Source organism: Polyangiaceae bacterium (genome assembly GCA_016715885.1).
Taxonomy (GTDB): Bacteria; Myxococcota_A; Polyangia; order Polyangiales; family Polyangiaceae; genus Polyangium.
Window position 1 is genome coordinate 379270 of sequence record JADJXL010000020.1, and the last position, 20303, is coordinate 399572.

The following is a 20303-nucleotide window of genomic DNA, read 5'->3' on the forward strand; positions in this document are numbered from 1 at the left end:
ATGCACGATTCGACGCAGAGCATCCACTGCGTTTGGCCCCGCCTTCCGGCCCATCTCCCTGCAATTCTCCGCGCGCCTCCGCGGCCTCAATCATTCGAGCTTTTTCGGCGGGCGTGAGGGGCCGCTGCGAAGCGCATCCGCAGAATCCCAACATTCCAAGGAAAAAACATGCTGCAATTCGCATCGTACTCGCAATGTAGCACGCATCAAATGGGCCGCCCAGCCACGAACGCGCGAAGGTGAATGTCGACATCTTCCGGCGCACGCAGCGGCAAATCCAGCAGCAATCCGAGGATCCGAATCACCCGAGTCTTCACGGATCCAAAATCAATTCCTGTGACTCCAGCCGGCGGCGCGGCTTCCAGCCTTTCGAGCATTTGATTGACGGGATGCGTGACATGCCCCGTGCCCGAAAGCCATGCACTGAGCACCTTCAGGCCATCGATTCGTGCTCGCTCGGGGTTTTCCGCATGTTCGATGCGCAGCCGAGCAAATCGGAAAAAACTCGCCGCATGCCGCGCTTCGTCTCCGGCAATGTTCATGGCAATCTTTGCCAAGACAGGCTCGGCTGTGGTCCTTGCAAGCGTGTGATATGCATGGGCCGCAGTGACTTCGGAAATGACGTTCGTCACGAGCGTGCCGATGCGCGACTTCATGAACGGCGTCGAAACCCGAGCGCGCTGCACGAAATCGTCGCCAAAGGTTTCTCCACAATGGCTGAGCCATTGCATGAGCACATGCGGGTGCCGTGTTTCTTCGTAAAACCAAATGGCAACCCAACGCGTGATGTCCACGTCGTCGTAAAAATCTTGTAAAAATCGCTGCGTTGCCGAATATGTCGCGTGCTCCGAAAATGCCATCTCGCGCACGAGCGTGCGAACATCCGGCGTCACGACGGACGGGTTGACCTTGTCCCATGCAATGTCGCCCAATTTCCACCGAGCCGCCTCGGCTTCGATGGCGAGTATATCAAAAAGGTTTGTCGTGGATTCGATCGGTACAGATAGGTCGGCTTCGACCGATTCACTCTTCGCGCGAATGGCGCTCGTCGGACAATTCAAAAGAGCAGCTTCGCAACGGGAAACCTCGGACACACGAGGCTGACGTACGACACGACTCGGCCCGTCTTTCATCTCGAATATGCCGGGCGCGAGGGAAGTGCACGCAGCGCACCGAATACAACGCGATCCTTCCACCAAAAAACGCCGCTCAGTGTCTGCCATGTTGCGCTCCAAGATATAGCTCGAGCTCCGCAGCGACCCACGTACCAATGGCTTCGCGAGAATTTTTGTAAAGTCCGCCGCCAAAAAGTTCTTCGCTGTCAAAAGGCAATTGTTTTTCGCCGTCCATGATCATCGTCAATTTGCGCTTGGAGAGCGATCCGACGAGCGCCGCCCAATGCCGACCATCTCGACTGAAACGTAGCGATCCATCGATGACGACATCATAATGATGGCGGGCTTTGTCCACGGCAATGACGGGCCCCTTGGCATCGCGGTACATGAATGCAATACGTTTGCCCTGCGTATCGAACGTGAGTGCAGTGACAGGGCCCGTTCGCGACCAAACGACCTTTCCATCCACCGAAACGAATCCTTCGGCACCGACGCGACCAACGTGCCCCACATGAAGCCCGTCGCCGGAAAAAACCGGCACCTCGACGGCGTCGTACGGGCGACTCGCAGTACGTGGTTCAATGGCATACCAGGTAGCGTCGCGCCTTGCCGTGTAGGCAAAAGCCTTTCCTGCGGGCGCCCAGACGAATGCGGATATTTCATCGAATGAGGGCTGAGGATTGCCATCGACGACGAGATGATAACCAACTCCGAGAGGCTCGGTTTCGGCAATGACCGCCCAATGCTCGCCGGTGGAATCGGTATGGAGGGACCGAGCATAAACGAAATTTGCAGCTTCTTTTCCGCCAATCAAAAGTCGCGCGGGATGCTCGCCGGACTTTTCCACGACGAGCGCGATATCATGCTCGGCTTTTCGTCCGACGGAAAGACCAATCACGCGGCGATGACAATCTCCGGGGTTGTCCTCGATGACTGCACGCGCGCATTCGCCTGCGCCGGCTACATAGCCGAGGCGCTTTCCATCGGCACTCCAGGTCATCGATGCAGGATCAATCCATTCGAATACCGGCCCCACTTTGCCATCGACGACGACGTGCCAACGTTTTTTGTTTTCGGCAGCATAGGCCAAGTGTGCACCATTCGGAGAAAAAACGAGCCCTGCAAGACCATCCCAAGCGGGGCCTTCTTTGAAGTCGCTAACGACATGCCAGCGCTGCGCGCCGTCTTTACCAATGCGAAGTGCCGCAACCGCCGTACGACGACCTCCGTCGGCAAACGCAAATGCATGCGTCGCAATGGCGTCGTATTCGGCGCTCTTTTGGTCGCCCATGACGAGCCACTGTTTTCCGTGGCTTTGGCGAATTTCGATTCGTTTCGTTCTATCGGGCGTATGGCCGTACCAGGCAAGCGCAGACGAACAACCGCAGGACAAACCTACTGAAAGCAGCGCCAGGGCTTTCAGCGCCCGCGTCACAACGTCAAGCCTCCATCGACGACGAGGGCCTGACCAACGATGTAACTCGCTTCGTCCGACGCGAGAAAAAGCACGGCGCGCGCCACTTCGTCGGCATAACCAAGCCTACCTGCCGGAATGCGCTTGCGTTTTTCGTCGAGAAACCGGGAATCGACCTTCGTCGTCATTCCCGCATCAATCAAACCAGGCACGACCGCATTGACCCGAATTCCCTTGGGCGCAAGCTCGGCGCCGAGCGTTCGGGTGAGCGCGATGATTCCGCCTTTGGACGCCGCGTAATTGGCCTGCCCAGGGCTCGCCATGGGCCCGGCAATGGATGCAATGTTGACGATAGCTCCTTTTCGAGCGCGCCACATGGCGCGAATGCCCGCTTTGCAGCATCGCGCCGTGCCGTTCAAATCGGCGTCGATGACGTCGATCCATGCACTTTCATCCATGATCGCAAATGGCCCGTCGCGATTCACCGCAGCGTTGTTCACGAGCACATCGAGCGTACCGGCATCCTTGATGACCGTGTCGAAAGCTTTTTCGACGTCTTCGGGGCGGCGCATGTCGAAAGCAACGCATTGGGCTTTTCCGCCTGCTTTCTCGATACTCGTCGCCGTCTCCAATGCTTCATTTTCGCGCACGCGGTAACCAATCCAAACGCTTGCCCCCTCGGCGGCAAACGCACGCGCCATGGATGCGCCAAGTCCGCGCGAAGCGCCGGTCACGAATACGGTTTTGCCTTCGAAACGCTTCATGGCAAAACGATGGGCGGAAAGGTGTCGGCTCCGCGCGTGCGGTACGTGTGACGATGAGGATCCACGTGCAAGCTGCGGTTGTTGATGAGGGGAGGGGTGCGCGATTTGATCGAAATCGCCGCACCGCCACTTTCGACGGTGAACGTGACGTGAGGATGTGCGACGCTTTTCGCAATCAATCCAATGCCAACCCATTCGTTGCGAACGATGGAAAAAGCGGCAAACAGCACTTCGCCGACCGTTTGACCATCGAGCAAAATGGTTTGCCCTCGAACGATTTCCACATTCGACGTGATGCATGTCGCGCGCACACGCGGGCCGGCCGCACGACGCGCTCGCAATGCTTCCGCTCCGACAAACGTTCGATCGTAAACGATTCGAGATTGGAGCTGCAATTCGAGCGGCGTGAGCGCGGGAGCACCCGCTGCTTTCGGAAGTGTTCGAATGCAAAAATGCCAGTTTTCGAGCGAGCATTGATCGAGCGCCGCGAGACTGACTTCTCTGAGGTCGAGGGGCGCGCCGATGTCCGCGAGGCGCGCGCGCATCGATTCTACCGATTCTTTGGGCACTAACATGTCGTACCCGAATTCGCCTGTTTTTCCGCTGCGAAAACACCGGTACGGCTCGCGATCGAGCATCGTCAAATAGGGCATGCCCAATACGAGCGGCCCGACGAGCGTCGCGACGACCTCCCACGCGTAAGGACCATCGACGCCCCACAATTCATGCGTCAGAGACAATCGATCAATGGTCATCGCAGCACCCGAAACGTACGTGTCGCGCACCATCTCGAGGTACTTTACGAGCTCGTCTTCCGTCGGCCCTTCGGCAAACACAAAATATCCTTCCACGCTGCCGCAGATGTATACGTCTGCGAAAATGCTCGCGTCGTCGCGCAAGAACAGCGTGTGCCACATTTGCCCTTCACGCACGAAAAGTGCGGCAGTGCTCGCATGATCGAGCACCGCAAAAGCATCGGGGCCTCGCACGAGCAAAAGCTTCACGTGGTCGCGCCGCTGCAAACCGGCCGCTCCGCGAAGCGCTTCCATTTCAAGAGCAAGCGTCATGGAAGCCTCCCTTGCTGCCGCATGATGAGATCCACGAGGGCTCCGACGCTGCGCATGGCCGACATCCGTTCTTCTTCATTGGGAAATTTTATGCCAAACTCGACTTCGACGCCAATGACGACTTCGACGACATCGAGTGAATCGAGGCCCAGGCCCGTGCCGAAGAGCGCGACGTCGGGATCGATTTCATCCGGCGATCGATTGAGGAGCGCATGCTGAATGAGCAGTTTGCGGACTCGATCGAGGATGTCTTCGCGCTGGGAAATGTAATCCGCGAGCGGCGGTTCTACCGATACCGAAATGCTTTTGTCACTATCCAATACAGGCGATGCGGTCATACGGTTTCCTCATTGGCAAGCAGGAGCATTGCAACACTGGCCGACGTGCTGCGCGAAGTCGTAACGAGCACGGATTTCGCTGCGCCTTCGCGGATCAAAGCGCAACCCAAGGCAAAAGCAAGGGACGAACGGGAAGCTTCGGCGGTGCCCCAAATACGCGAGACATCGACGAATCCTCGAGGCAATCGGTTGGCATCGGGTATTTCCGGCGCAAGGCATTCTTTGGCAAGCTCGCCGTCGCCGATGACGGCGTCGACCGATTCGCGGTCGCCCATGGCTTGACGGGCCGCAACCTGCATTTCGTTTGGTCCGGCAATTCCCAAACCACCGATTTCGATGTACGAACCTGGTTTCTCCGCGAATGGCATTCGGTCGAGCAGTACGCAAAGCGCGCCTTCCGTCGCATCGGCCACACCGAGCTGGCATTCGTCGACGCTGCCCGCGACGAGACAATCGGTATCCGTTCGACGCGATAGCCACTCGGCCGCAAGCGCAATGGCGAGCAAACCGCTGCCTTCGCCCATGGAAACCGTCGTCGTCGGGCCCAGCAGGCCGAGCGCTCGCGCGCACGCTCCCGCGGGCGCATTCACGGACATACGCGCGAATGCTGCAGCGGACGATGCCATCAAGCCGTGCCGCTGAATGCTTTCATGACACCGATTCGCACTGTCCGCAGGCATTCGAGTCGCAGCCAAAAAAAGCCCGGCACGCGACCGCGCATTGCCCTGCAGAACGCGCTTTGCATCTTGCAAACAAAGCGCAGCGGCTGACGTGAACAAATGCGCCGATCGGTCGAGCCTCCGAGGGTCGAAAACTCGTGATAGCTCACGAAAATCGATGGTACCAATTTGACCAGAATGCGCTGCGGCGAGATCACTGCTCGATGGCGCTCGCGCAAGGCCTCGAGGACCCACCAAACCAATGCCTCGCACAACCACGGAAGCATTCGTTGGCGATGCGCTTTTCGATGACGCATCGACCGCGCCATACGCAAGGGCTGCGTTTGCCCCGCCAAACGCTGCGCTGAGCTTCAACGCGCGTTTGACCGGGTGCGGACGAGGCGCATTTCCTGCAGCGGGATCCGCTGGACATCCGGGCCGCGGCCCTGCGAATCGCAGGGTAGGGGGCACGGCTGCATCTTGCATGCACAAAAGGGAAGCAATGAGCTCGAGAATGCCTGCGGCTCCCTGCGCGTGTCCAAATATGCTTTTCGATGCGCTTGCAAGTGGCTGCTCTGCCCGCGGTCCAAGGCAGCGCTCGATGGCGAGCCATTCGGCGCGATCATTCGTCACGGTGCCCGTCGCGTGAGCATTGACGTAATCGACTTCGTTTCCGGCCCAACCGGCATCATGAAGTGCACCATCGATTGCGCGAGCAACCCCGGCACCGCTCGGATCGGGCGTGGTTTCGTGAAAACCATCGGCAGAAAGCCCATAGCCAAACACTTGCGCATGCACTTGCACGCCGCGCGCGACGGCTCGTTCGAATGGTTCCACAATGACGAACCCTGCGCCTTCGCCAAGTGTCACGCCGGACGGTTCGCTGAATGGAGCGCACTTTTCTTTGCACAAGACGCCAAGCGATGAAAACCCCGCCATAACCTCGCGCAACAGAATGTCCGCGCCTCCCGCCACGACGGCGTCCGCGCGCCCTTCACGAATCAAATCGCGAGCGAGGCCGACGGCGGTCGTCGAAGACGAACACGCCGTCGAAATGGTCAAACATGGCCCCGTGATTTCAAGGTCCCGGGCGACACGTTCCGCAACCTCGTGAAATTCGCAGAATCCTTGACCAAAACAGGTTCCAAAAACGAGCGCTACGCGATTGGGCGCATGGACCCCATCGAGCCCTGCGCCACGCCACGCTTCGCGCGCAGCGAGGGTGGCCATTTCTGCAAGCGAAAAACCCGTCTTCGCTCCCTTGACGCCAAACTCGGAATCCACTTGCACGCGCCCGTCCCACGCGGGCCACGTGCCAACGATGCTCGATGCAAATGGCGAATCGGGAAATCGACTCGTCGGCTTCAAGCCGTCACGTCCGGCGCGCAAGGCGTCCACATGCGCAGGACACCCTGTGCCTAACGCAGAAACGATTCCCATTCCAGTGATGACAGCAAACGGTGCAGTTTGCCCGTCATGCTGCTGCACGCTGCACCGCACCGACGATCAGGAAAATCAGGCCGATGAGCAACAAAATGGGGCCAACGGTCACGCCGAGCACGATACCAGCCCAAAAGAGCGCGCTTTCGCCCGTAGCCAGCCCTGCGAAGATGATACCCAGGAGCACCGAACCGCCGCCAAATCCCATCATGATGCCGCCTGTCGACAATGCCCAGGCCCCCGGTTTGTCTTTCTCTGGTATGGCGGACGCAGGCGGCGGTGGGCCATATGCATTTCCTCCATTCACGACCCCCTGATCCGTCGACAGTTTGGCTTGCCAACCCGAATGCAACGATGCCAGGTGTGTTTGGTGCTTCCAGAACGCCTCTTCCCCGATACGCGCCGAAAGTCGCCGAATCTGGTCGGCTTCCGAATGGTGTTGAGCCTCGATGCGTCGCACTTTCGATACGACGTGGTCGGAGACGAGCGCCGGCGATTGCGCTCGCATCCTGTCGGAAAGCTGAAGAACGCTCGCGCGCGTTGCAAATCGCCGCTCGAATGGCATTCCATCATCCGCGGCGGGCTCCTCGATCCACTTGGCAATGCGCTCGCCGAGAAGCGGGTCCTTGCGCAACGTGTCCTGCACGCGCCGAAAATCCTCCGGCGTGGCTTTTTCGAGCATCTCCGTCATTCCAAGCACCGCGGCATCCATGTCCTTCTGTGCCGCAATGAGTCTCGATTGAACCCCCGGATGCATCTTGTATTCGTCGGGCATGTCGAGGAATCGACCCGTCAAGTACAATGACCTCATCGTTTTCCGTACGAGGGTCGATCCTTTCGCGAATTCTTCATCGAAATTTTTCGCCTTCGAAAGCTTCGCAAGAGGAGCGATGTCATCCGGCAGCACTTGCTTGTCGATCCATGCAAGGCGTTTGTCGAGCGATACGAGAATATCGTTTGCAGCCGTAGGATCGAGCCGATCGGCAATCTTGGAGAGCGCGTCGGGTGTTAGCGGAGCCTGCTGCGTGCTGCAACCAGTCGTGCCCAAACCGAGCAGCGTCGCGCCACCGACGAGCGAGCCAAGCATCCCACGGCGATCCATCTCTTGCCGATCCATAAACCCTCCAATTGCCCAGCGACCGAGCTATTCAAGAGTTGTACCACAGATGAGGCAGCTAACGTCCACGAAAAGCAGCAACGAGATCCGCAGAAGCCGTGTAAGGATCGGTCTCGCGACGAGCTACCGAGAGCGCCGCTCGGTCGATCTGCGCACCCAGATCCGCAATTGCTGCGTCGAACAGTGCGCCGCGCAACTCCGTACGCATGGCTTCGCAGAGCCGCTGGTAACGTCGCTCCTTGCCAGCTTCCGTTCCGGTGAGCCATTGCCGATGTGCTTCGAGCTTCGACAATAATGCCGCAATGCCCTCGTTGCGCGTCGCCACCGTTCGCACGACCGGCGGCACCCACTTGTCCTTGTCATGACGAACCACTTGCTGCGCAACATCCAGCGTTCCAGCCGTGTGCCCGCGCGTGTGCACACCCGCCCGCACGACTTCGCCACCAAGCGCAATCATGAGCTCCAAATCGCGCACGGTCGCATCGGCCCCATCACGGTCCGCCTTGTTCACGGTAAACGCGTCCGCGCACTCCAAAAGGCCCGCCTTGATGGCCTGCACGTCATCACCGAGCCCCGGAGCCATCACGATGAGCGTCGTGTCCGCCGAACGGGTGATCTCGAGTTCGTCTTGACCAACTCCCACGGTCTCGACAATCACCACGTCGGCACCCCACGCATCAAGAATACGCACGATGTCCATGGCCGACCGAGACAAACCACCCAACGCGCCGCGCGTCGCGACGGATCGAATGAAGACCTCCGGATCGCTCGAATGCGCCTGCATTCGAATTCGATCGCCAAGAATCGCTCCGCCCGAAAAAGGGCTCGTCGGATCGATCGCCACCACGGCGACTCGTTCGCCGCGCGCTCGAAATGCCGCGATCAAGCGATCCGTCAGCGTGCTTTTGCCCGCGCCGGGATTGCCCGTGACGCCCAAAATCCACGCGCGCCCCGTGTGCGGAAAAAGATCCACGAGGACTTGCCGATAGTCACCCACTCGATCGTCGACGAGCCTGCACGCTCGTGCAGTCGCACGCATGTCTCGAGCGATGACTTTTTCGGCGATCGGATGCATCGTGGCGCCTTACGTCAAACCCGACGCATTTCGGGGTGTTTGGCCAGCAAATGGTCGAGCCACGCATTGGATAGTTTTTCCTGCGCGCTGTTGGCTCGAAGCCGCGCCGCAAGATTGCGGAAATCCACGGAATCGATGGGTTGGTCCTGGTTGAAACACGTAAAGACGAATTGCTCTTTGCCCGTCGCCGGATCCACCCAGCGCTGCAAACACTGTGCGCAGACCTCTTTCATCATGCATTGCATCGGCGAGTTGATGCTCGCAATGGCCAGGTGCTTCGGATTCAAATGCGGCGCCAATACCCCGTGTCGAGCTTCTCGGACGGCATTCATCATGCGATCCGATCCAATCGCGATGATGCGGCTCACCTCGGCAAGCTTGAACATCTCGCCCCCAATCCGCCCCTCGGCATACGCGATCATCGCTTGCACGATGTTGCCGCGGAAATGCCGATCCACGTCGCGATGCGGCTCGATCGGTTCCCCAGCGTCGGTGCAATACACGACTTGATCCGTCGCGGCTTCGATCTCTTCACGCTTGAAGACATCGACACCATTTCGATAACCCGCAAAGTAAACGACCTTGTCGCCTCGAGCTTTGAGCGCTTTGGCGATGGAGAAAAGCACCGCATTGCCCAGCCCTCCGCCTGCGAGCAACACGGTTTCTCCCGACGGAATCTCCGTCGGTGAACCCGTCGGTCCCATCACCACGACGCGTTCACCTTCGCGCAAAGACGACAAAAGACGCGACGATACGCCCATTTCGAGCGCAATCAGCGACAAGAGGCCCTTTTCCTTGTCGACCCATGCGCCCGTGAGCGCAATGCCCTCCATCGCGAGACGCGTGCCGTCAATGACACGCGACGACGTCTCGTAGTTCTGCAATCGGTAAAACTGCCCCGGTTCGAATCGACGAGCAGCCGCTGGTGCGCGCACGACAACGTCCACAATCGTCGGCGTGAGCCGATCGACACGCACGACCACCGCGTCGAATTCGTCATCGAGCTTCGCGAAAAGCGCCCGCGCCTTCGCATCCCGCTCCGCTTGCGGCGTTTCTGCAAGATGCGCGATGTCCCGCGCAAACAGCGCCGTGACGTGCGGATACGCATCCTTCGCACTCGCCATCGCTTTGACGACGCTCCCCGCGTAATGCGGATGGTTGTCACCGTAAAAACTCACGGCGTGCCGCCCATCGTTGAAGCTCGTGAAGAAACCATCCCGCGCATTCGCCACGGGCTCCACGACGAGTTTGCCCTCGACATCGATCGTCGCCTTGTGCGGCAGAAAGTATTGACGCCGTTTGTCGTACGCGAACACGCCCGGGTTTTCTTTTTCGTACATCACGTTCGGACTCGTTCCCGCCGCAACGCACACCGCTCGCGCAGGCAGCTCGACCATCTCACCCGTGGCCGACCACGTTCCTTTGTCGTCCAACCGTTGGCGCTCGAAGATCATGGCGCGCACGTGCCCGCGTTCGTCGAGCACCGCTTCGATCGGCGCCATGTTCTCGATGTAACGCACGCCTTCTTCGAGCGACTTTTCAACCTCTTCGTGATTCAGCCTGTACGCCGGCGAATCGAGCACCCGCTTGCGATACGCGATCGATACACCACCCCACGCATCGATGAGCTTTTGCAAATTCGGCGCACGCCCCTCGCGCTTCGCACGTTCGCGCTCTTCGCGGACTTCCGCTGCATGCGCACGTTGTTCCGTGATGAACTCACGCTCTTCCTCGTCGAACATCGCCATCACGGAAGCTTCACCGCGTTCGGCGATCAACGTTGCGAGCCGCTCGTCGGTCTTCTCGACCTGCACGATGTAGTACGCGATGAGCTCGGTTGCCGTATCGATCGCGGTCAAACCTCCGCCGATCACGATCGCGGGCAAACGCACCTGAAGGTTTGCCATGGCCGAACGCTTGTAAGCACCCGTCAACTGCAAACCCATGAGAAAATCACTCGCCTTGCGAATCCCGCGAGCAACGTTGTTCTTCAGCGGAATCAGCGTCGGACGCCCAGCGCCAGCAGCTATCGCCACGTGGTCGAAGCCGAGCTTGAAAGCGTCCTCGAGATCGATCGTCCCGCCAAACCTCACGCCACCGTACGCGCGGAAATGACGATGTCGCGCGAGCGTCACGTACAGGGCCGTGAGGAAGTTCTTGTCCCAACGAACCGTGATGCCGTATTCGCTCACGCCGCCAAACCCGAGCAAAATGCGCTCGTCGAGCTCGGTATAGAGCTTCTCGAAGTTACGCACGGGGCGCGGAGGCGTGTCGAACGAACCCGTGAGCTCGACCGGAAGCGGCTCGATCTTGAGCCCGTCGACCGCCGCAACGGCAAACCCTTCGAGGCACAAGTGATGCGCCAGGGTGTACCCGGCGGGCCCGAGGCCCACGACGAGCACGTTGCGCCCGATGTAGGGGCGGGGATGCGGACGATCGATGTTGAGCGGATTCCAGCGCGCGAGCAGCCCGTAGATCTCGAATCCCCACGGGAGCGCGAGCACATCGGTGAGCACACTCGTTTCGACGTGAGGAATGTTGACCGGCTGCTGCTTCTGATAGACGCACGCCTTCATGCAGTCGTTGCAGATGCGGTGACCCGTGCCGGGAAGCATGGGATTGTCGATACAAACCAGCGCGAGCGACGCGATCGAATCGCCTTCGCGGCGCATGATGTGCATCTCGCTGATCTTTTCACCGAGCGGGCAACCATCGAGGTTCACGCCGAGCGGGTTCTTCTTGATCGCACGGGTCTTATTGTCGCGTAGCCCCTTCGAGCACGAATCCTTGTCTCGATCGTGGCAATACAAGCAGTAGTCGACTTCGCGTTCGACTTCGACGGCACTCCCGCGCCTGTCTGTCAGGACGAACCCGTCACGATGGCGTCGCTCGTGTTCGTGACCGACGAACAACTCGGGGAGTTTTTCGTCGGCGCGACGCAAGCGCACGAGGTTCTGGTGCTCGATCGGAATCGGAGCCGTAAGCGACGCCCATTTGGCGGCAGGGTCGTGATGATCGGCCCGACGCGCAGCGAGCCATGCTTCGATCGCATCGAGTGCAAACGCGACGACGCCCGCGTCTTCTGCATCGGACGGCGCGCCTGCGGCCACTGCGATGACTTTCTCGGCCACGCCCGCGAGCAGCGGATCGCTCGCAAGAGATTCGCGCACCTGAGCCGCCAGAGCATGCAGTTCGGGTGTCCAAACGGCCCCACCAGCCTTTGCAGCTTTGCGCGCGACGACGTCGACTTCGAGGAGCCGCAACGTTGCACTCGCAACCGCCAGCTCTTCCTCGAATGACCCACTTTCGATGCGGCTCGCCGGAGCCCCCATGGCCACGAGCGCTCGATGAGCTGCATGCGCCGCTTCGACCGCGGTACCCGTCCACGACTTGCCCGCGTTCGGTTTGAACACCCGCGCTTTCGCGAAATCCTTCTTGAAGGCCCAAAGAGGCGACCTCGTCGTTGCCGCTTCCCGAAGCGCCGTGACCTCACGCTCAACACCGAAAAGCCGAGCGACGAAGCGCGACAAGTGCGGCGCACCGGCAATAAGTGCTTCGGATACGGCTTCGGGCGTCATGCCTTCGCCGTGGCATGCGCGATAGGCGGAAAACCGAGCAAAACCGTCCGCATCTTCCGCTTCGAAGAACGAGAAAAATCGGTCGGTGAGGTCCGCAAGTCGTTGGGGATCAAAAAGATCCGCGTACGAAAACCCTGGTTCACCAAGGACGAGCTCGTCTGGGTTCGACGTGCCGCTGACCCAGGAAGAGAAGTCGACTTGAAGACCGTTTTGCATGACGAACTCACCTTGGTACGAATCGACGAGGAGCGTTTGGACGTGGAGAATCCGGCGTTTGGGGACGATCGGAGGCATCCGCCGCCCGACGCGCGGGCGTCTCTATAGTCCGCAGGTCGGAAAACAGCCACTTGCAACGCGCTGCGCGTGTGCGCGGCGCATGCAGAGGGCAAGCAACATGTAATGCGCCGGATCCACTGGGTGCAAGCGCAGCATTTGCGGCCGTGCGCGGCGATCGCTCAAAAACGGAAAGCTGTACGGAGGATCAGAAGCAGAGCCGCTCGATCGTGCGCGTAGACATCTTCCCAGCAACGACGTCGCGATCACGCATCAGCGCTTTGTGGAGCGGAATGTTCGTGCGAATGCCGCCGATGATGAACTCGTCGAGCGCGCAACGCATGCGCGCAATCGCCTCGTCACGCGTAGCGCCATGCGTGATGACCTTGGCAAGCAGCGGGTCATAGGCGTTGGGAACACGAATGCCCCCGTGCACGCCCGAGTCGACGCGCACATTGCGTCCACCGGGCGCGTGGTATTCGGTGATGAGGCCCGGCCAAGGCGCGAACGTGTGGGGATCCTCGGCGTTGATGCGACACTCGATGGCATGCCCGCGAAGCCCCAGCTCCCGACCGCTGGGATGATCGACGGCTTCACCAGCAGCGACGCGGATCTGACTCTCGACGAGATCGATGCCGGTGATCAACTCCGTCACGGGATGCTCGACTTGCAAGCGCGTGTTCATCTCCATGAAGTAGAGATCGCCACGTTCATCCATCAAAAATTCGAGCGTACCTAGGGACGTGTAGCCGGTTTCTTCGAGCGCCTTTTGGCACATGTCGCCGAGCGCTCCGCGTTTGTCCGGAGTCATCACGGGGCTCGGCGCTTCTTCGACGATCTTTTGGTGACGTCGCTGAAGCGAACATTCGCGTTCGCCAAAAACGAGCACGCGGCCGGGTTTGACTCCTAAAACCTGCAGCTCGATGTGCCGAGGTTCTTCGATGAATTTTTCGAGGTAGATGTCCGGGTTCTTGAAGCCCGCCATCGCTTCGGAGGTGACGGTTTCGAATGCAGACGAGATCTCCGACGCGCTACGCACGATGCGGATGCCTCGCCCGCCGCCGCCTCCCGCAGCTTTGAGGATGATGGGGTAGCCGATGTCGGCAGCTTGAGCGGCAGCTTCGGCAGCGTCCTTGAGAACGCCCGTGCCCGGCAAGAGCGGCAGGCCGTGACGTCTGGCCGTTTCACGCGCCGATGCTTTGTCCCCCCACAATCTCATGGATTCAGGCGTTGGGCCGATGAACGTGAGCCCGCACCGTCGACACAGCTCGGCGAATTCTGCGTTTTCCGAAAGAAACCCGTACCCTGGATGGATCGAGTCTGCGCCGGTCATTTCGGCAGCGGCGATGATCTGCGGGATGTTCAGGTAGCTCTTGCGTGGATCCGCAGGCCCGATGCAAACGGCTTCGTCCGCGAAGCGAACGTGCAGCGCCGCCGAATCGACCTCCGAATGGATGGCGACCGTGGGAACACCGAGCGTGCGGCATGCGCGAATGATCCGCAGTGCGATCTCACCACGATTGGCGATGAGGATTTTGCCGAACAAGGGCCTGGGCCTCCGCTAGCTGCGCCACGCGCGTGAAATCACAGTCTTCTGACACGAAAGAGCTTGGTACCGAACTCGACCGGTTGCCCATCCTGAACGAGACGCTCCTCGATGACCGCCGCATACTCGGCCTCGATCTCGTTCATGAGCTTCATGGCTTCGACGATGCAGAGGGTTTGTCCTGCATGAACCGTCGCGCCCATCGTGACGAAGGGAGGTTTGTCTGGGCCAGGGGCGGCATAAAACGTTCCGACGAACGGCGATGTCACGTAGTCGCTCGCAGGAACGTCACTCGGCAGAGGAGCTTCTGCGCGAGGCGTCGACGTCGCGACGATGTGCGATGTAGCTTCGCGGGGAGCGGACGATGGCGCACCGCGCACGAGGCGAAGGCGTACGTGTTCGTCTTCGAATTCGAACTCGGCAACGTCGCGCTTTTCGAGCAGGCGAAGCAGCGCTTGGATCTGTTTGAGGTCGATGTTCATGCGCAAGATGGCTCGATGATCGACGACCGCGAGAGCGTGTCGCGCGGTCTCGGAAAGCGAGTGGACTTCTAGCGGAAGAACGAGAAAAGGAAAGTGCGTTGTGGCGCGTCACGCGTTACGCGCGCAGCGGCGCTCGACTACGCAGATCGATGTTCGAGGTGGTAGAGCAGGCCGAGAAGTCCGAGCACGTACGATGCAGGGCCGAAGCCACTGATGGATCCAACGCACGCACCAGCGGTGATCGAGTGATGGCGAAACGATTCGCGCGCGGCGATGTTCGTGAGATGCACCTCGATGACGGGAATGCCGCTGGCGCGGATCGCATCGTGAAGTGCAACGGAGGTGTGTGAATAGCCTGCTGGATTGATCACGACACCCACGAAGCCTTCATCCGCTGCGCGACCAACGCGCGTGATGAGCTCGCCTTCGTGGTTGGATTGCATGAACTCGACATCGACGCCTTCGCTGGCTGCGACGGCTCGTACGGCTTCTTCGATGTCTGCGAGAGTCGTTGTGCCGTAGATGGTTGTTTCGCGTTTTCCGAGCCTGTCGAGGTTGGGTCCGGAAACGACGAGGACGCGTCTGAGGGCGGCTGTCAGGTGAGCTCCTTGAGCAGCAGTGGTGCGCGTGTTCGGAGCATGTATCGCGCTTTGCCGAGGTTGCCGTCCGGCCGAAGGGAGAAGGCGATGAAGTAGTTGTTGCCGAGTACGCGGATGAGGGTCGTGACCTTGGCGGCCTGGATCGCGACTTCGGCCGCATCACCTGCTTCGAGCATCTGCGCAGCTCGCTGGATGGACTTGAGCACGACGCTGAACTCGGCGCCGATGATGTTGATGTCGAACGGGGCGTCCGACTTCGAGTAGCTATCGACGGTAATGCCCTCGAAGTCCATGAGGAGGCTAGCAATGCCCCCCTCGGTCCCGTCGACGACCTCCTTGAGGACGGTTTGGAACATAAAGGGAGACGTTAGCGAACCCAGAGCGAAGGGGAAAGATAAAGGCAAGAACAGTGGCTGAGCGGCTCGAAAGACCGGGATTTGTCCGTGCGGGACGATGCGCAAACCGAGTCGAGTTCCTCGATGTTCTTTTGTCTCTTGCATCCCGAGGGCATCCGAGCGATTCCCGCACCTACGGGCCCGCATAAGCCACGCTTGACCCTCGTCCCCGCAAGCGGCTAACGTGCGACGCGACAGGATGGTGACGACTCGCGGCATTCCGTGAAGGAGATCGTCGACGCTTCCACGTCGGTAAGGACTTCGCGGTTACGGCTTCGGGCTGTGATCATGCCGTTATCCACGCGTACCCGAAACCGACAAGGACGGCCTAACCACAATGCGTGCACGAGCTGGGGATCCTCCCCGCACGATGCCTCAAAAAATCCTCGCAGGTCGCGCCACCGATCCGCAGCTCCGAGGGGATCTCGTTCAGGTCAAGGTCGACCAGATCATCCTGTCCCGAAGCCCCGGACGAACCCTGGCTGAAGCCCTTGCGCTCGGCATGAAGAAAACGCCTGTCGAGCTGGCGGTGGCCTACGAGGGCACGTGCGTCACCGACGCGCGATCGCTTGCCGAAATCGCCGACGGAGCACCTCGCGCAGTGCTGCCCGAGTTTCCCGCACACAACGTGCCCATCGCACGCGGCGGCATCGGGTTCCCCGCGCCCGTGCACCTCGAACGATTCGCCGCTCCTGCCAGGTTTGCCCTGACAGACGACATGCGCCTCGCACCCGTGGGAGGCATCGGCATGTTCGCCATGGTGGTTTCTCCTGCCCAACTCGGGCAAGCCCTCGCCACGGGATCCGTGTGGGTCAGGCCTCCACGCAGCGTACAAGTCCACCTGTCGGGTCGCGTGCGTCCGTTCGTGTGCGCGCGCGATGTCGCCCTGGAACTGCTCAGGCGCGGCCTCGACGAGATCGTCCGGCGCATCGAAGCCGAACATCACGCGCCCGTCGTGCTGGAATTCGCGGGCCCGAGCGCACGCCTCATCTCGGTATCGGATCGCGCCGTGTTTTGCGGCATCGCTCCTCAAGTCGGTGCGGCCGCGGCGCTGTTCGTCAGCGACGAAAAAACGGAAGTGTTCCTCCGCGATCAGCGCCGATCCAAAGCGCACCGAGCGCTCGTTCCTGATCCCGGCGCCCCGTGTGAAGAAGTCATCTCCATCGATCTCGCTACCGTAGACCCGCTCCTCATGGACGAGACGGGCACCGTTCGTCCCGTGCGCGATCTCGCGGGCAAACCCGTTGCGCAAGTGGTCCTCGGTGGTGATTCCGGGGTCACGCTGCGCGACATGCTCGCTGCAGCGATGCTCCTGAAGTCCAAGCGCGTGCCTCCGCGGCTGGATCTAATCGTTGCGCCTCCATCACGACAGGTTCTCGAAGTGCTCGCGCAATCGGGATCTCTCGTCGATCTCATCGCAACGGGAGCGCGCATCATCGAGCCGGATCGACGCATCACGCACGGTGATCTCTACCCGCCTCCTCCAGGTGGTTTGTCTTTGCGTACGGCAGATCCCGCGCCGCGCATCTCGGGCTCGCCTCCGTTCGTCGTCGCATCTGCAGAAACGCTCGCGTACGCCGTCGCCACGGGAGCCGTCGGTGATCCGCGCTCATTCAAGCGCCCGGTTCGCGTCACGGTACCGCGCGCGCTTCCGACAGATGATGTGCTCGTGCTTCGCGACAAGAAGGGGGAGGGGACGGTTTCTGGAAAAGCGCCCGCGCTTGCGCCAATCGCAGCGTGGAAAGGCGCCGCCACGCTCGACGTGGTCAAAGGCATCCGCCACGCGCCGGCCTTGGTTGCCGTGGGCCAAAACGCTTCGACGGCAGCGCCGCCTTCAGCAGGCATCGCGCTCGTTCTGCAATCGGTGGACGAAGTGCGAGCGGCCGCAGAAGCGATGATCGAGCTCGCGAACCTGCGCGCTGTCATCGCGCCGCTCATCCCGAGCGGCATCGTCACGATCTTCGCCAGCGAAGGCATCGCAGCGCTCGGCGCCGACGCATCGACGATCGAAGCGCTCGCCAAGGAAAAAACGCTCACGCTGCCCGAACCTGCGCAGTGGTCGAACAAGGTTCGAGCAACCGTTGGTGAACAAACGATCGACTTGGCCTGGCTCGCGATCGGTACCGAGCGCACGTGGACGCACGCGGGAACCTCGAGACCGGCGCCGTCTGGAAAAGGTTCGAAGGCGTAGGGTCTCATCCCCCAGCCCCCTCTCCCTGAACGGAGAGGGGGAGGAGGCGCGCCGTCAGGGAGTGGGAAGGGGTTTGTCCAGCTTGATCCCGCTGATGATGTCGCGCAGCCGAATCGATTGCTCGCTGACCTCGATCTCGATGATCGTCAGACGCTTGGTGATTTCACCGAGCCGCGATGATGCTTTGCCCAAACGTTCCGTGAAGTCTCGGCGCATCTTCTCGGTGTTTTGACGTGAAACCGTGTCGCGCGGATCGTCTTTGACCTTCTCGATCGCCTTCAAGTTGCGCCGCAATTGCTCACTCTCGCGCTCGAGGTTGGCCTGTTCGGTGGAAAGCTTGTTCCGCTCGTCGATCGCGCTGCGGAGCCGAGCACGCGCCTCCCACGCCTTTTTTAGTTCGGCCACGACGAGTTTGTCCGCGCGCGGATCCGCCAAGTAAGCCTTGACCGCATCGTCCGCAAGGTTCGACAAAACATCGACGTTGCGGGTAAAACTGCGCCGTTCTTCCACGTCGAGCGTGTTCGTTCCACGCTTCGGCGTCATGAATGGAACCAGCGCCGTGCCCGTGCCGATGTTGTCCTCGGTTCCCTTCGGTGGATTCTCGAGGCGCGTACCAGGATTGCGCGGATGCTTCACGAGCGTACGAGCGTCGAAGTCCGTGCCGTTACTGACGGTGTATTTCGTGTGATAGACGTAATCGCGCTCGATGTAGAGCTGCCCCGATTCAATCCTCGCAAGCCGCGCACTGAGCTCGTCCTGCTTGCGATCCGTCGTGACCGCGATGCCTCGCTCGAGCGCAAACGGAACGGTCGCGATGGCTCCCGGCGGAAGCGGATCGACCATGCCTTGACCAAGGAACGCTCCGTCGTCGAAGACCGCGATGGGGCCCTTTTCGAGCATGCCCTTCGTGGTGTTCGTAAAGCGAGCTACGCGGAACGGATGGGAGTGCGACGCCGGCACGCCGCCGTCTGGCGCGAACAAGAAGTTGGCTTCGCCTGGAACGCGTTGCGCGAGCAGCAAGACCATCGTCGCGCTCTTGTTCGGAATGTCGACGGGGAAGGGGAGATCGTACCGCGTCGTGCCGCCTTCCACGGCCACCGCAGCAAGCGCATTGACGTTGCGCGGCCCCGACGGAATGACTCCAGGCTCGGGTCGATACGGTTGCGCCGGCATCCCCGTGGCGCGACCGGCGCCCCCATAGTTCCCCGCCACGCTGCGTGAACGCTCGGCCTTCTTCATCGGTGCCGACCGAGATGTCGGAGCCGCCATCCGCGCCTCAGCCGGCATGTCGGCATCTTCGGCCTCGGCAAGCAACCCATCGAGTGTCTCGCCGCCTTCCTCGTCGCCAGCATATCCACCATAAACACCTGGCGGCGGCGGTGGAGGCGCTGGAGCCGCCGATGCGAGCGTCGTCTCGGTTTGCGGAAGTGCTCCGATGACTTCGCCCTGATCCGTGACGACAGGGCGCTGCGGAATGACGGGTTTGTCCAGGGTCGCTTGGAACGCAAGTGGCGCGCCGGCCACGAGCGTGAGCTTCACGCCTTTCCAATCCTCGCCCGATTGGTTCTGCACGATGCCCCAAGCTTGCAAATCCGCGACAGGCTCGGTTGCACCCGCTCCCGGTTTGCCGATGACGAGGCGATACGACGGCCGCCACACGGGCGTCTCCGCAACGTACCCGACGACCAAGTCATGCTCGTTCCCATCGAGCGTCAAACGCACCGTTTCACGGTCGTCCTTCTTCTTTTTTTTCTTCGGCTTCGGCGGCTGCGGAGGCATCGGAAAGCCGTAACGAGCGTCGGGCGCAGGCTCGACCTCGCTCTCGTCCGCCTCTTCCTCGTCGTCGTCGTCGCCCGGTTTCTTGTCGATATCGACGGGAAAGGAAGCGCTTCGCACGCTGCTTCCACCTTGCTCCATCACCGCGAGCGTCGCGAGAAAATCACCAATCCGTTCCGTCCGAACTTTGAACGCAACCTCGGGTTCCTCCACGTGTCCACGACGTTCGTAGTACCCAACGCCGTTGCGATAGATCACCACACGCCGCAGCGACAACGCGCTTTCCACGTCTGGTCCACGTGCGCAACCGCTGAGCGGCAACGCCGCCGCAACGAGGAAAAACCCTCCTACCAAGCCCAATCGCGAACGAAGCAGTCCGATCATCATGCCCTCGAAAACCGAAAGGATACGCCCCCACCGTATCAAACGGCGTCGTTTTTGCGGCCTTACACCACAAATGCGCTAGAACGGCGG

15 protein-coding genes are annotated in these 20303 nt (G+C 60.7%); 1 reads left to right on the plus strand and 14 read right to left on the minus strand.

Annotated elements, in window-relative coordinates:
- Positions 1-206: 206 nt before the first annotated feature.
- The 13 genes from IPM54_26940 to IPM54_27000 all read right to left on the minus strand — a co-directional run bounded on the left by IPM54_26940 (position 207) and on the right by IPM54_27000 (position 15823).
- Complete coding sequence (locus IPM54_26940; GenBank protein ID MBK9263428.1) at positions 207-1223, minus strand: ferredoxin; 1017 nt, start codon at positions 1221-1223, stop codon at positions 207-209.
- Positions 1210-2550 carry a hypothetical protein gene (locus IPM54_26945; protein MBK9263429.1) on the minus strand — a complete coding sequence of 447 codons (1341 nt, stop codon included), beginning with the start codon at positions 2548-2550 and terminating at the stop codon, positions 1210-1212. The genes IPM54_26940 and IPM54_26945 overlap by 14 nt, the downstream gene beginning before the upstream one ends.
- On the minus strand, positions 2547-3293 hold the full coding sequence (locus tag IPM54_26950) for an SDR family oxidoreductase (protein MBK9263430.1): 747 nt from the start codon (positions 3291-3293) through the stop codon (positions 2547-2549). Before IPM54_26950 ends, IPM54_26945 begins: the two co-directional genes overlap by 4 nt.
- Positions 3290-4360: an aminomethyl transferase family protein gene (locus IPM54_26955; protein MBK9263431.1), complete on the minus strand. Its 1071-nt coding sequence runs from the start codon at positions 4358-4360 to the stop codon at positions 3290-3292. Before IPM54_26955 ends, IPM54_26950 begins: the two co-directional genes overlap by 4 nt.
- Positions 4357-4698: an acyl carrier protein gene (locus tag IPM54_26960; protein MBK9263432.1), complete on the minus strand. Its 342-nt coding sequence runs from the start codon at positions 4696-4698 to the stop codon at positions 4357-4359. Before IPM54_26960 ends, IPM54_26955 begins: the two co-directional genes overlap by 4 nt.
- Complete coding sequence (locus IPM54_26965) at positions 4695-6845, minus strand: hypothetical protein (protein ID MBK9263433.1); 2151 nt, start codon at positions 6843-6845, stop codon at positions 4695-4697. The genes IPM54_26960 and IPM54_26965 overlap by 4 nt, the downstream gene beginning before the upstream one ends.
- Positions 6832-7899 (minus strand): hypothetical protein, encoded by a 1068-nt coding sequence (locus IPM54_26970; GenBank protein ID MBK9263434.1) that lies wholly within the window; start codon positions 7897-7899, stop codon positions 6832-6834. Before IPM54_26970 ends, IPM54_26965 begins: the two co-directional genes overlap by 14 nt.
- A gap of 73 nt (positions 7900-7972) precedes the next feature.
- Positions 7973-8989 (minus strand): methylmalonyl Co-A mutase-associated GTPase MeaB, encoded by a 1017-nt coding sequence (meaB, locus tag IPM54_26975; GenBank protein ID MBK9263435.1) that lies wholly within the window; start codon positions 8987-8989, stop codon positions 7973-7975.
- A gap of 14 nt (positions 8990-9003) precedes the next feature.
- Complete coding sequence (locus tag IPM54_26980) at positions 9004-12783, minus strand: FAD-dependent oxidoreductase (GenBank protein ID MBK9263436.1); 3780 nt, start codon at positions 12781-12783, stop codon at positions 9004-9006.
- A 265-nt stretch (positions 12784-13048) separates the two neighbouring features.
- On the minus strand, positions 13049-14386 hold the full coding sequence (accC, locus tag IPM54_26985) for an acetyl-CoA carboxylase biotin carboxylase subunit (GenBank protein ID MBK9263437.1): 1338 nt from the start codon (positions 14384-14386) through the stop codon (positions 13049-13051).
- Positions 14387-14424: 38 nt separating this feature from the next.
- Complete coding sequence (gene accB, locus IPM54_26990) at positions 14425-14868, minus strand: acetyl-CoA carboxylase biotin carboxyl carrier protein (protein MBK9263438.1); 444 nt, start codon at positions 14866-14868, stop codon at positions 14425-14427.
- A gap of 137 nt (positions 14869-15005) precedes the next feature.
- Positions 15006-15467 carry a type II 3-dehydroquinate dehydratase gene (aroQ, locus tag IPM54_26995; protein MBK9263439.1) on the minus strand — a complete coding sequence of 154 codons (462 nt, stop codon included), beginning with the start codon at positions 15465-15467 and terminating at the stop codon, positions 15006-15008.
- The gene (locus IPM54_27000; protein ID MBK9263440.1) at positions 15464-15823 is read right to left on the minus strand and encodes a hypothetical protein; all 360 of its coding nucleotides are present in this window, start codon (positions 15821-15823) and stop codon (positions 15464-15466) included. The genes aroQ and IPM54_27000 overlap by 4 nt, the downstream gene beginning before the upstream one ends.
- 409 nt (positions 15824-16232) lie before the next feature.
- On the opposite strand from IPM54_27000, the gene IPM54_27005 reads away from it, so the two are divergent.
- Complete coding sequence (locus IPM54_27005) at positions 16233-18053, plus strand: 3-isopropylmalate dehydratase (protein ID MBK9263441.1); 1821 nt, start codon at positions 16233-16235, stop codon at positions 18051-18053.
- A gap of 54 nt (positions 18054-18107) precedes the next feature.
- Here the strand turns inward: IPM54_27005 and IPM54_27010 are convergent, their stop codons facing one another.
- Positions 18108-20213 carry a DUF4139 domain-containing protein gene (locus tag IPM54_27010; protein ID MBK9263442.1) on the minus strand — a complete coding sequence of 702 codons (2106 nt, stop codon included), beginning with the start codon at positions 20211-20213 and terminating at the stop codon, positions 18108-18110.
- Positions 20214-20303 lie beyond the last annotated feature (90 nt).